At 36.0% G+C, this 12,195-nt stretch carries 12 protein-coding genes and 1 pseudogene; 10 read left to right on the top strand and 3 right to left on the bottom strand.

Going from position 1 to position 12,195, the window contains the following annotated elements; translation table 11 throughout:
• Positions 1-130 precede the first annotated feature (130 nt).
• The 4 genes from AC5WOC_RS15575 to AC5WOC_RS15560 all read left to right on the top strand — a co-directional run bounded on the left by AC5WOC_RS15575 (position 131) and on the right by AC5WOC_RS15560 (position 3,489).
• Positions 131-577, top strand: a complete 447-nt coding sequence (locus AC5WOC_RS15575; RefSeq protein WP_496056336.1) for a MarR family winged helix-turn-helix transcriptional regulator — start codon at positions 131-133, stop codon at positions 575-577.
• Between the two features lies 1 nt (position 578).
• The gene (locus AC5WOC_RS15570) at positions 579-1,214 is read left to right on the top strand and encodes an HlyD family secretion protein (protein ID WP_496056335.1); all 636 of its coding nucleotides are present in this window, start codon (positions 579-581) and stop codon (positions 1,212-1,214) included.
• Between the two features lie 32 nt (positions 1,215-1,246).
• On the top strand, positions 1,247-2,782 hold the full coding sequence (locus AC5WOC_RS15565; RefSeq protein WP_496056334.1) for a DHA2 family efflux MFS transporter permease subunit: 1,536 nt from the start codon (positions 1,247-1,249) through the stop codon (positions 2,780-2,782).
• Between the two features lie 107 nt (positions 2,783-2,889).
• Positions 2,890-3,489 carry a hypothetical protein gene (locus AC5WOC_RS15560; RefSeq protein ID WP_496056333.1) on the top strand — a complete coding sequence of 200 codons (600 nt, stop codon included), beginning with the start codon at positions 2,890-2,892 and terminating at the stop codon, positions 3,487-3,489.
• A gap of 64 nt (positions 3,490-3,553) precedes the next feature.
• On the opposite strand, the gene AC5WOC_RS15555 is transcribed toward AC5WOC_RS15560, so the two are convergent.
• Positions 3,554-4,417, bottom strand: coding sequence for an SDR family oxidoreductase (locus AC5WOC_RS15555; RefSeq protein ID WP_496056332.1), 864 nt, complete (start codon positions 4,415-4,417; stop codon positions 3,554-3,556).
• A 347-nt stretch (positions 4,418-4,764) separates the two neighbouring features.
• On the bottom strand, positions 4,765-6,135 hold the full coding sequence (locus AC5WOC_RS15550; protein WP_496056331.1) for a tetratricopeptide repeat protein: 1,371 nt from the start codon (positions 6,133-6,135) through the stop codon (positions 4,765-4,767).
• Between the two features lie 407 nt (positions 6,136-6,542).
• Here AC5WOC_RS15550 and AC5WOC_RS15545 point away from each other — a divergent pair, with 407 nt between their 5' ends.
• The 6 genes from AC5WOC_RS15545 (at position 6,543) to AC5WOC_RS15520 (ending at position 11,767) form a co-directional block, all read left to right on the top strand.
• Complete coding sequence (locus tag AC5WOC_RS15545) at positions 6,543-6,785, top strand: hypothetical protein (RefSeq protein WP_496056330.1); 243 nt, start codon at positions 6,543-6,545, stop codon at positions 6,783-6,785.
• Between the two features lie 303 nt (positions 6,786-7,088).
• On the top strand, positions 7,089-7,469 hold the full coding sequence (locus AC5WOC_RS15540; protein ID WP_496056329.1) for a hypothetical protein: 381 nt from the start codon (positions 7,089-7,091) through the stop codon (positions 7,467-7,469).
• 40 nt (positions 7,470-7,509) lie between these two features.
• Positions 7,510-8,094, top strand: a complete 585-nt coding sequence (gene yfbR / locus AC5WOC_RS15535) for a 5'-deoxynucleotidase (RefSeq protein WP_496056328.1) — start codon at positions 7,510-7,512, stop codon at positions 8,092-8,094.
• 11 nt (positions 8,095-8,105) lie between these two features.
• Positions 8,106-10,337, top strand: coding sequence for a B12-binding domain-containing radical SAM protein (locus tag AC5WOC_RS15530; protein ID WP_496056327.1), 2,232 nt, complete (start codon positions 8,106-8,108; stop codon positions 10,335-10,337).
• 12 nt (positions 10,338-10,349) lie between these two features.
• Positions 10,350-11,276, top strand: coding sequence for an aldo/keto reductase family protein (locus AC5WOC_RS15525; RefSeq protein ID WP_496056326.1), 927 nt, complete (start codon positions 10,350-10,352; stop codon positions 11,274-11,276).
• A gap of 29 nt (positions 11,277-11,305) precedes the next feature.
• Positions 11,306-11,767 carry an NUDIX hydrolase gene (locus AC5WOC_RS15520; protein WP_496056325.1) on the top strand — a complete coding sequence of 154 codons (462 nt, stop codon included), beginning with the start codon at positions 11,306-11,308 and terminating at the stop codon, positions 11,765-11,767.
• Positions 11,768-11,927: 160 nt separating this feature from the next.
• Here the strand turns inward: AC5WOC_RS15520 and AC5WOC_RS15515 are convergent.
• Positions 11,928-12,077 (bottom strand): annotated as a pseudogene (locus AC5WOC_RS15515) (NAD(P)-dependent oxidoreductase); the annotation flags it as partial.
• Between the last annotated feature and the right edge of the window lie 118 nt (positions 12,078-12,195).

Raw genomic sequence — 12,195 nt, 5'->3', positions numbered from 1 at the left:
CCATCGTATTGATCGTTATTTCATATTTTTGACACAAAAATCTTATTTTTTGCAGGAATAAATCTTTTAAATGGTGTAATATCTTTGTGTGAAAGAATTTTATGGATTGAAATATTTGGAGGTGAATATATTGACTGAAAATCATCGTTCATTAAACTTCGAAATGAATGAGATTTTCATGCTATTCGGAAAACATTTTAGTAAAATTTCGCTTCAATCTGACCTTTCGCCAGCAAAACATTGGTTTATGCATTATCTTTATCGCAAAGGTAAAGCGACTGTAAATGATTTGTCTCATGAAACGTGCGTTACTTCAGGAGCTTCTTCACTCGCGATCAAAGGATTGGAGAAAAATGGCTATGTTGAGCGAATACGTGATGAGACAGATCGACGAGTTGTGTGGGTTAGTTTGACGGAAAAAGGAATCGAATGTGTCGAAAAAATAAGCCAAAAACGGGCTGAAATATGCAGAAAGCTGTTAGAAAATCTAACAGAAACAGAAAAAGAAATTTTTTTGTTGATTATGAAAAAAATGATAAAAAATCAAGACACTCCCAATGGTGAAGGAGAGAGATAAGATGAGAAATTCCATTATTGTTAGTGTACTCGTAGCACTTATTGTAATTGCTGCTGGGGCAGGGATTTTATTTTATGCGAATGATTCCATGAACTATATTTCTACAGAAGATGCAAAAGTTCAAGGAGACATTACAACGGTTACTGCTACAACGAATGGTTCCATTAGCGCATGGAATGTAAAGAACAACCAAGAAGTGAAAAAAGGCGATGTGATTGCAACGATTCAACCTGCTGATCCTGCTGGAGCTGCTGTTCAAGTAGTAGCGCCTGCGGATGGTACCGTACTTCAGAGCAAAGGTGCAGTTGGTCAAGTAGTAGCAGCTGGTACAACCCTTGTTATGACAGCACCACTTAACCAATTGTATGTAGTTGCAAATATTGAAGAAACCGAACTGCAAGATGTAAAAGTAGGATCAGATGTAAAAGTGAGTGTTGATGCGTTTCCTGGGAATGAATATTCTGGAAAAGTAGAAGAGATTAGTGATGCGACAACATCCACCTTCTCCATGCTTCCAAGTAGTAATGCGAGCGGGAACTATACAAAAGTAGTTCAAAAAATTCCAGTGAAGATTACATTGGACAGTGGAGATAAACTCCTACCTGGTCTCAATGCGACTGTTAAGATCAATCGATAGTTCTACAGGGTTACAGGAAAGGAGGGAGAGGAATGCCAGAAGGTCAAAGCAGGCGATTGGTACTTGTAGTTTGTATTATTGCAGTGTTTATGGCGATTTTGGATACGAGTATTGTCAACGTCGCGATACCAAAGATGATGGCCGTATTTAGTGTAGATACAAAAGAAATCCAGTGGGTCATCACAGCTTATACACTAGTAGTTGGAACCATCATCCCTGTTACAGGTTTTGTTACTGAGCGATTTGGATTTAAGAAGATATTTGTTTTCTCATTGGTTGTATTTACGATTGGTTCTTTGCTCTGTGGATTAGCATGGAATAATGAATCGATGATTATATTCCGAATCATCCAAGCAATTGGTGGAGGGGCATTGATGCCGGTTTCCCAAGCGATGCTTTTCCGCCTCTTCCCAAGAGAAAAAAGAGGACAGGTCATGGGGCTGTTTGGTATTTCCATTATGTTTGCTCCGGCGATCGGACCGACTTTAAGCGGATATATTATCGAGTACCTCGATTGGAGGTTGATCTTTTTTATCAACGTGCCGATCGGTGTGATCGCAACATTGATTGCGATTGTTAGTTTTAAAGAATTGGAACACCATGTCGAACGAAAATTTGATGTAGCAGGGTTTATTACTTCCACTATTGGTTTTTCTACCTTATTGTATGGTATTGGTCTTGTACCTGAAAAAGGTTGGAGTCATGGTGAAGTTGAATTTTTTATTGGCATCGGAATCTTCTCTTTGCTCGCGTTCATTTTGATTGAATGGTTTAAAAAAGACCCGATGTTAAATCTTCGCTTAGTAAAAATCCGAGTGTTTACGGTTGCTCAAATCATTACAAGTTTAGCGAGTGTAATTTTGTTCGTGCCATTGTTTTTAATCCCAATTTTTTTGCAAAACATAGCTGGTTTAACTGCATTACAAACCGGGCTGCTGCTTTTGCCGCAAGCACTTATCACTGGTCTGATGATGCCGGTTGCAGGAGCATTGTTTGATAAGATCGGGGCAAGATGGTTAGCGATAATTGGAATGGGAATCACGGCGTATTCCTTACATCTAACAACACAATTGGATGTAAACACTTCTTTTTCAACGCTCATCTTCTGGTTGATTTTACGAGGAATAGGAATTTCATTGGTTATGATGCCGATTTCGACTGCTGGAATGAATGCTGTTCCAAACAATCAAGTTGCACAAGCTACTGCCCTTAGTAATACTATCCGGCAAGTTGCAGCTTCGTTTGGGATTGCATGGGCAACGTTATTATGGACCAATCGTCAGGTCTTCCATACATCCAATTATTCTGATCAGTATAATGTTTTCTCTGATTTTTCCCAAGGGATTGTCCAGCAAATACAAAATGTGTACATGGGTATGGGACAGACTTTTGCTCAGGCAAAAGCTTCTGCACTTGGATATATCTCCGGTCAAATTCAGATTCATTCGACAGTACAAGCGATGGATGACGTTTTCTACATTTCCATGTGGCTCGCCATCTTTGCCCTAGTCATATCGATCTTTATTGGAAAAAAAGAAGAAGTAAAAAAAGAAAAGGCAGCGAAATAAAAGTAGTGGGTTCATCCACTGCTTTTTTTTATGGATGTAATTGTAACTGCTTTGCAATTCATATATGATATATTATTTGTAATCATCTGCTGAGCAAGGGAGTAGTTATGCGGGTTAATAACGAGCCTTTTTATTGGTGTGAGGGTTCCATTCAGGAAGGAGTTTGGGGACTTGAACAAACTTTTGTCCTAAAGAACTCCTCATTTCCTGTAAGTATGCGAGATGCACGATTGATGGTGGGTCAGTGGCTGAAGAGGAAGTCGAGTCATTCGTTTTATGGAGAAAATGAATTCTTCAAACGTATCTCGAATCTTCACCGGATTTTGTGCGATAAGTCTGCAACTGATGAAGCAATAAGTCTGATGATTCAAGCTTTCATCAAGCATTTCGAGGCGGATAGGATTCTATTCACTCGATGGGATGAACTGAAAAAAGAGCAGATCCGTGCAGAAGTAGATCGCCGAGCACAGGATGCTCGGAACAATTTGTTGGCAGATCCTGATATTACAGCTTCTCAGACCGTCAAACGTTTGCAGGAAACACTAGAGCAGATCCGTGCTGTTGTTTACGTCGATTTCCGCACAGATAAAAAGTGGCAGGGACGTATTGTTGAAACAGTGCGAAAGGAACGAGGTTCTCGTCCTGATCGCAAGAAACTGCTCCAAGAAGCAGATGATCTTCAGAAACAAGTCTTGAAGAAAAACTGAACAATAATCAGTTTTAGCGGGTTGATTCTCATGAGAATCAACCCGCTGGTCGTCTTACGATAAATTATCCGTTTACTATTTCTCCACCATTAACATGAATAATCTGTCCTGTTACATAAGATGAATCTTCGGAAGCGAGGTATAGATAAGCTGGTGCGACTTCTGCTGGTTGACCAGCTCTTCCCATTGGAGTATCTGAACCAAATGTTGCAACTTTATCTGCTGGAAAGGTAGAAGGGATGAGAGGAGTCCAAATTGGACCAGGAGCTACTCCATTCACACGAATACCTTTCTGCACTAAATTTTGAGAAAGCGACCGAGTAAACGATGTAATGGCCCCTTTGGTAGCAGAGTAATCGATCAGCTGGTCATTCCCTTTATAAGCTGTGATTGAAGTGGTATTAATAATAGAACTGCCTTGTGGTAAATGAGGCAGGGCTGCTTTGGTTAAATAAAACATAGAAAATACATTGGTGCGAAAGGTGCGTTCCAATTGATTGCTTGTTATTTGTTGCAGATTTGGCTGTGGTGTTTGTTCGGCTGCGTTATTCACAACAATATCCAGTTTTCCAAATGTAGAAACACTTTGCTCGATAACTTGTTTGCAAAATGTTTCATCTCCAATATCTCCAGCGAATAATTCGCACTTACGTCCTAATTTTTCAATGATTGTCTTCGTTTCATTGGCATCCGTCTGTTCATTTAAATAAACAATAGCTATATCTGCTCCTTCTTTTGCAAAAGAAATCGCTACTGCTTTTCCTATCCCGCTGTCCCCGCCAGTAATGATCGCAACTTTGTTGGCAAGTTTTCCTTCGGATTGATCTTTTCGAGCCGATATAGGCAAAGGATTCATTTCCGATTCAATGCCTGGTTGTCTGTTTTGATGTTGAGCTGGAAAGACATCTTTTGGCTGTTGTTTTGTCATTTCTATCACCTCATAAGTAGTGTTAAAAGAAGTATCTCCTGTAGCAATACAATTGATGAAGGAGATTTTCTTAAGACAAAAAACAGATTGCAGTAAGTAGAGAACAATTCATGTGGGTCATACGATAAAAATAAAAAACCTCATCTAATAATCAATGAGGTTTTCAAAGTATTTTATATTTTTCCATTGTTATTTGTTGTAAAAGTTTTTCTAAGAGATCATAGCTTTTTTTAATTAAATCAATCTAAATAAAAACTCTAAACATTGATAAAGAGGCTACTGGGAGCCTCTATAAGTGCAAGGGTATAAATTTTAATTTTCTGGTGGATCAACTCGATTAATCATAATTATACCCTCCTTTCCATTAATTTCTTTCTAATTCTAAATAATTGTACAGTATGCTTCTGAAATTCGATTTCATCTAAAGTCTCTTCATAGCAGATACATAAGTTGGTCAATATTTCGGATTCGATTGAAAGAAAGTTGTTCTGTTGGGCAATTTCTTCAGCCTGTTTATACAGATTAATTGCTTCTGTATGCAGTTTTTGCTGAATACACCATTTTCCCATTGCCATCAATGAATCAGTCAGTGCAAGATCATCTTTATATACTCTGCTAATTTCAATAGCATCTTCTATATATTGCTTAGCATCTTGCAATTTATTCTGCTGAATCAGTAATGTTCCAAGATTAACATAATTAAAAGGGTAAAGAAATTCTTCTTTTACTTTTGGTCGGATATCCAACGCTTTAAAATAAAATTTTTCAGTGCTTTCATAATCTCCTATATTGTAATAAATCGTGCCTAATGTTGTCCATAATGTAAAAACTCGATCAAAATCATTATTCAACCATGCGATCCTTATTCCTTTTTCGCATTCTTCCACTGCTTTATATGGCATTTCTAATTCGTTTAACAGCTTTGCGTACATTCTATACATTTTGATGATAACGGATGTTCTGACATTTTGAAATACCTCCGATGTCTTTTCAATCTTAGCTATTGCGATTTTCAATTCTTCAAGAGCTTGTAATGCTTCTTCTTTTCGACTTAAACCCTCAAGGTAAATCGCTTTGTTTAGTAACATAAGATATTTTCGGTATTTTCTTTTTCCGTCTTCAACAAAACATTCTATTCCTTCAGTGACATATTGCAAAGCTTCCCTATTCTTGTTTAGGAAATGTGCAATGCTTCCAAGTTCATTGTAACATGCTGATTTAATGTTTGATAATCGAAGCTCTGGATATTCAAGAGCCTTTTCGTTGATAAGTCTAATTGCCTCCAAAAAATATTTTTCCGCTTGATTCCATTTTTTGTTTTCGAAATAATACCTGCCATAAAGGTAGTGACCAATCGGAGCCAAATTATTATTTGATTCGATATTGTAGTATTGATTCAGATTTTTTAATCTCTCAAGGGCTTTATCTGGATTAGCAATTACTATTTCTTCAATTTCAAGTAAATCTATTTTTGCCTGCTTTTCTCTTTGTTCTATTTCGCTAACAATACCGAAAAGCTCATTTTTTATTCCTAAGAATTCTGCATAACAAACAATATTGTCCTCTCTAGCTTTGTGACTACCATTCTCAATATTGCTGACAGTTGCCTCGGAAAGACCAGTTGCTTCTGCTACTTCTCGTTGTCTATATCCCTGATCTTTACGTGTTTGGCGAAAAATTTCTCCCATTTTTTCTTGGTTGTAGATGAATTTAATCAACAAAAATCACTCCAAATTCAATTTATTTTAAAGAAAGTTAAATGGATTTTAAATTTTTGTTGTGATTTTCCATATTTCATATTATTTGATCTTTACCATTAAAGAAATAGCCAATAATATTAAAATTGAAATTGTTTTCTGAATATTTTATAATGTAGTTAAGATTTTAACAAGAAATACACCAAGAGAAGTAAAACAGAAAGATGCATTTCTTAAAATTAATAGAAATCCATGCACTCACATACTAATATAAAACAACTTATCAAAAATTGCTACATCTATTTTTGGAATATTCAATCTATAACGCCTGTGAATTTAAAACAGTTGAGTAGTACTTTCATTTTTTTATTAAAGAATTCCAGTAACGCTATAACTTCTTGATCACGTAAAAAGGAGAGGAAGACGAAATGGTGGGCAAAGGAAGACAGGTTTTATCAATTGATGAGGAATTAAAAAATTTAATTACTTTTGCATTGGTTAGATATCAAAAGGAAATTGAAGAAAAAATATTAGTACAAAAAAGCCAATTGCGAGCAGCTTTGTTTGTGGAAAGAAAAGGACAGATACAGAATGCCTTAAGGAAAGTAAATCCGATAGATAAAAGCTTGCTTCCTTCACTCGTAGTAAAAAAACAAGTAGGGATAAGGTGAGTATGATGAAAATTGATATGAGTCAATTTGTTGGTGACAATTCTTTATTAACTTCTATAAACAGTAAGTCATTACCTAACAAGGTTCAATTCTCGTTGTCAATTAAGCGCACTAAACCGAAAGAAAAGATACAGCTATGTTTGGAAACGAGTAATGGAACGCTAGTTTTTTCTATGTATGAAATACGTAAGACATTATCTGATGGCAAGATCGTAGTTCATGGTAAAAGTTTTGATGAAAGTTAATTGCGTCTTATTCATTTAGACCACTCTTTGACCTAAAAGGGAGGGAGACAACTGGTAAATGAACATCGATGATTCAGACATGAAAAAACTTGAATTAAGCCAGACTTTAGAATTAGCTAAAGAATTAGCGGAATATTTTGTATATTCATGTGGTGAAGGGGAGCATTATGTTCCTCTCATTACAAGAGTAAGAGAAGCACAAACACGCTCATCTATTATTGAATCCATTTATATACTCCTGAAATATGGTCATCTGCATTTGAAATTTACCATGGAAACAATGAATCGGTTTCGAATGGAAAGGCTTTTTAACTTTATTAGTACAGGACAAGTCAATGATGTTCTTCGGTTCCATTCAGCTCTTACAACTTATATATTTGCATTCGAACTGGAGAAGATTCGTGAACAAGAGCGTTATTTGCTAGAGCTACTTAGTTAAGTTTTATATAGGGTGAAATGAAATGAGAGGGTGTTGTATTTTGGGCAATTCTCTTTACGCTTTATTGTATCGTCTAAGGTTTACCCCCAGATGGAGTGGTTCGTATTGCATTCATTCAGAAGATGTTGCTCAGCATAGTCACTTTGTTTCGCTTATTGCACATGCCTTATGTGTTATCAAAAGAAAAATTTACAACGAAGAAGTAAATATTGAGAAGGTGCTAACATTGGCACTATATCATGATTCTGCTGATGCCATACTAACTCATGTAATTGCTCCAGTAAAAAGACATGAATCAATAAGAAATTCTTTTCGAGAGTTAAAAAGAATAACAAACAATGAAATTGCAAAAATGGTTCCTGAAAGAATAGCCTCAGAGTATCTTGGGATTTTTCAAGATATTGATGAGGAGTCTATTAGAATTGTTAATATTGCTGATCAATTGGATGCGTATTGCAAAGCAAAGATAGAGGTTAATAAAGGTAATAACGATTTTTGTTTGATTCATGAAGAGTTAGAAAAGGAAATAGAAAGTCTAGCAGTTCAACAGCCCTCTGTGCGTTACTTTTTAGATAGTTTTCTTCCTTCCTTTTTCGAGAAGAAATTAACATATCGATATTTATAGGAGTGATATATATGTCTTGCAATTACTTAGAGAGAAACAAAATCAGATTATTTGACAAGAAAATAAAAGGGATTATGAATCAAATATGGTTAAGTCCAACTGAATTAAAAGAACAATTAGCAAAGCTATTTGATGGTATGTTTCAAACTGAATATCAAGAGATTATCATTTCCGGAGAGACTGATAACATCACTTGTTATGTTGTTATGCCAGATAAAACTGTAATCGTTTTCTCTCCATTTCAAGATTTGCGTTTGAATGTTTTGTTAGAAAGGTGTAATCCAAATTGGCATAAAGGAATAGAAACTTCTCTATCATGGCACATATTTGAGTATAATGAAAAACTCTTAGAACTCTTGAACATGCCTACCATGCTTCTTATTAATCTATGTGTGATAGAAAACTTTCCAATCCCTCGATTAAATCTAAGTATAGGAACTCTCTCTTCTTACTTAAGGAAACAACAGATGACTCAAGTACATATTTTGGATATGCAGATGGGAATTACAATCGATCAGATAGTGAAGAGAGCATTAGAACTTCAGCCAGATCTCATCGGTATGAGCGTTAATTTTGGTCAGAAATTACTGGCTTACTCACTACTTGATAAGCTTTTTAAAGCAAAAGAAGCGAAAGAGATAAATTCTCTTATCGTAGCTGGCAATGTAATTCCCTCATTTAATCCGGAACAATTCTTTTATAGATATCCTGATTTACTAATTTGTGATAAAGAGGGAGAGTATACTTTACGGGATTTATCACTTTATATTCGTGGTGAAATGGATTTAAAAAAAGTTAATGGTATCTCATACCTTGATGTTGATACAGGTCGTGTTGTTCATAATCAGGCTATTACTGTGAATATGAATGAAGTCCCAACTCCTGCTTTAGATACACTTAAAGATGTAGCAAAATACAGAGGAGCACTTACTTTAGAGACTAGTAGAGGATGTGATTACTCGCTTTGTACTTTCTGTCCAAGGGATCATAAGTTAAGGTCTTGGAGACCATTATCTTCAGATAATCTATTGAAACAAATTGATGATTTAATTCTCTCTGGAAATGAACTAGGGATTAAACCTCATATTTATTTAGCCGATGAAGAATTTATAGGCGAATTACCAGATGGAAGAGAAGCAGAACGAGTTATAAATTTTTGCGAAGGTATCTTAAAACGTCCTGATAAGATTCGCTTTGATTTGGCTGCTAGAGCTGACTCTGTATATATTCCTAAAAATAGCGTGGAATGGAATGTGGAGAGATTAAAAATGTGGCATTATTGCTCACAAGCAGGAGCTGATCGTGTATTTATTGGGGTTGAATCTGGATCAGAGGCACAGTTGAAGCGTTATGGAAAAGGGACAAAACCGGAGCAAAATATTGTTGCACTAAGACTTTTGAGTGCATTAGGAATTCAATTGAGAATCGGTTTTATTATGTTCGATCAGCTTATGGAAGGATTAGGTGATATTCGAGAGAATCTAGCCTTCTTGGAACGGACAGATGCGCTAATGAAACCAGTTGACATTGGTGATATGTCTTATGAAGAATTATATGATCGACTTTTGCATGACGAAGACTTCATCAATAAACATAAAACTGGACAACCTGTTTATTCTATTGTTTCTTATATGCTCGCTTCGATGGAAGTACTAACCAATACCCCTTATTCCAGAATGGTAAAACTTACGGAAAGAAAGCAGAATGTATCTCTTATCCAGAATGAGGGAAATCCAGACACCAATATGGGAAGATACACTATTCATTTTCTCGATTATACAGTAGGTGAATTGAGTTTGGCTTCTCAAATGTGGATCGATAGCAACTTTGGTATTATGTACACAATCAAAAGCTTGTATAAAGTTGCTAATCTGGTGGAGAAACAAAAATACTACGATTACATGAGAAGACATAGAGAGATTAGTCAGTATCTATTAAAGTATCTAGTGTACACAATTGATCCAACACCTCAAGAAGAAAATGAATTACGGTTGTTTCTTCAGGGAGAGAAATTAGAACATTTATTAATTTTAGAACAAGGCAAAGAAGGATTTAGAGAACGTGTACAAGACAGTATGTCAAAATGGCAGCAATTAATGGCTAATTTAGTTATGGATATTCAAAACGATTTAATCAACAAACAATTAACAGATAGTTTGGATGACCGATTATCTAAGTCAATTGATCGTTGGTTGCAAAATCAAGGGAAGTGGAGTCTTATCAATAATCCAGAATTAATATGAGGGTGGGATTCTATGAAGTATCGAAGAGTTGGGCGATCTGGTTTAAAAGTAAGTGAAATAAGTTTAGGTAGTTGGTTGACCTTTGGTGGTTATGTATCAGAAGATGATTCCATTTCTACGATCTATAAAGCTTTTGACCTTGGTATTAATTCTTTTGATACTGCAAATGTATATGAAAGGGGTGATGCAGAGCTTATCTTAGGAAAAGCACTAAGCGAACTTTCTAGAGAATCTTACGTTTTGAGCACCAAAGTATTTTGGCCGATGGGCCATGGTGTAAATGATCGAGGTCTATCAAGAAAGCACATTATCGAGCAATGCAATAACAGTTTAAAGAGACTAGGTGTAGAGTATATTGATATTTATTATTGTCATCGATTTGATGAGGAAACACCTATTCTCGAAACATTAACTGCGATGAATGATTTGATTAGACAAGGTAAAGTGTTGTATTTAGGTGTTAGTGAATGGACTTCCGAACAAATACAACAAGCATGTGTTTTAGCAGATCAGTTTTTGCTTGATCGAATGATTGTAAATCAACCGAAATACAACATGTTCAACAGAAATATTGAATCTGAGATTATCCCAATCTGCAATGAACTAGGTATTGGTCAAATCGTGTATTCACCACTGGCCCAAGGGGTGTTAGCTGGTAAGTACATGAACGGAGAGGAAACACCAGTTCACAGGAAATCCTTACCCAAAATGATCAATGAACCAAACAAACGTATTGTTTCAGAGTTAAAGATTATTGCTAAACAAGAAGGTTTAACTTTGGTTCAACTTGTCCTAGCTTGGACAATTCGCGATACATCAATAGCAAGTGCGATTGTTGGAGCCAGTTGTCCTGAGCAATTAGAACAAAGCGTTAAAGCTAGTGGAATTACGCTTCATAGTGAGTTAGTGGACAGAATAAACAAACTATTGTTAAAATAACCATTCATTAGAATTCTGGAGATGATAAAATGAGTAAAGAAAGATTCACAGCACCTGTAACCATCCATTTGTTTTTTATAAAGAATGAGGAAATACTTCTTCTTCGTCGTTATAACACTGGTTATGAAGATGGCAACTACAGCGTTGTTGCAGGACATTTGGATGGGGGAGAAACCGTTAAAGAAGCAGCGGTTCGTGAAGTGAAAGAAGAAGCAGGAGTAGATGTGACAGAGGAAAATGTGGAAATCGTTGGTGTGATGCATCGAAAAGCAGGAGATGAGAGAGTTGATTTCTTTGCAGTAGTGAAGAATTGGAGTGGGGAAATTCAAAATCTCGAACCACATAAATGTGATGACTTACGATTCTTTCCATTAAACAGTCTGCCCTCGAATGTGATACCTTACATTTCAAGAGCCATTGAAAACTACAGAGAGAATCGATGGTTTGATAGCTTCGGTTGGGAAGAGAAAAAGTTAGTGCATAACTCATAGTACATAAAGAGAGGCTTATAAAGTCCCCTATATGCCTCTCTTTTTTGGTTTGAAATAAAATAAACTCAGACAATGGGTTTGGACTTATAAAAGTACTTCCTCTGGATTAAAATTCGTTTTAAATGGAGAATGGGACGGAAATTTAATAAAATCTGGTACTGCCAGTAATGATCGCAACTTTGTTGGCAAGTTTTCCTTCGGATTGATCTTTTCGAGCCGATATAGGCAAAGGATTCATTTCCGATTCAATGCCTGGTTGTCTGTTTTGATGTTGAGCTGGAAAGACATCTTTTGGCTGTTGTTTTGTCATTTCTATCACCTCATAAGTAGTGTTAAAAGAAGTATCTCCTGTAGCAATACAATTGATGAAGGAGATTTTCTTAAGACAAAAAACAGATTGCAGTAAGTAGAGAACAATTTATGTGTCA

The organism is Shimazuella sp. NTD247, from assembly GCF_059510415.1.
This window is presented reverse-complemented; position numbering and strand designations above follow the sequence as displayed.

Excerpts from the sequence above, each read along its gene's own strand:
- AC5WOC_RS15570 (WP_496056335.1), top strand. The coding sequence starts at position 579 with ATGAGAAATTCCATTATTGTTAGTGTACTCGTAGCACTTATTGTAATT.
- AC5WOC_RS15565 (WP_496056334.1), top strand. The coding sequence starts at position 1,247 with ATGCCAGAAGGTCAAAGCAGGCGATTGGTACTTGTAGTTTGTATTATT.
- AC5WOC_RS15560 (WP_496056333.1), top strand. The coding sequence starts at position 2,890 with ATGCGGGTTAATAACGAGCCTTTTTATTGGTGTGAGGGTTCCATTCAG.
- AC5WOC_RS15555 (WP_496056332.1), bottom strand. The coding sequence starts at position 4,417 with ATGACAAAACAACAGCCAAAAGATGTCTTTCCAGCTCAACATCAAAAC.
- AC5WOC_RS15545 (WP_496056330.1), top strand. The coding sequence starts at position 6,543 with ATGGTGGGCAAAGGAAGACAGGTTTTATCAATTGATGAGGAATTAAAA.
- AC5WOC_RS15540 (WP_496056329.1), top strand. The coding sequence starts at position 7,089 with ATGAACATCGATGATTCAGACATGAAAAAACTTGAATTAAGCCAGACT.
- AC5WOC_RS15530 (WP_496056327.1), top strand. The coding sequence starts at position 8,106 with ATGTCTTGCAATTACTTAGAGAGAAACAAAATCAGATTATTTGACAAG.
- AC5WOC_RS15525 (WP_496056326.1), top strand. The coding sequence starts at position 10,350 with ATGAAGTATCGAAGAGTTGGGCGATCTGGTTTAAAAGTAAGTGAAATA.
- AC5WOC_RS15520 (WP_496056325.1), top strand. The coding sequence starts at position 11,306 with ATGAGTAAAGAAAGATTCACAGCACCTGTAACCATCCATTTGTTTTTT.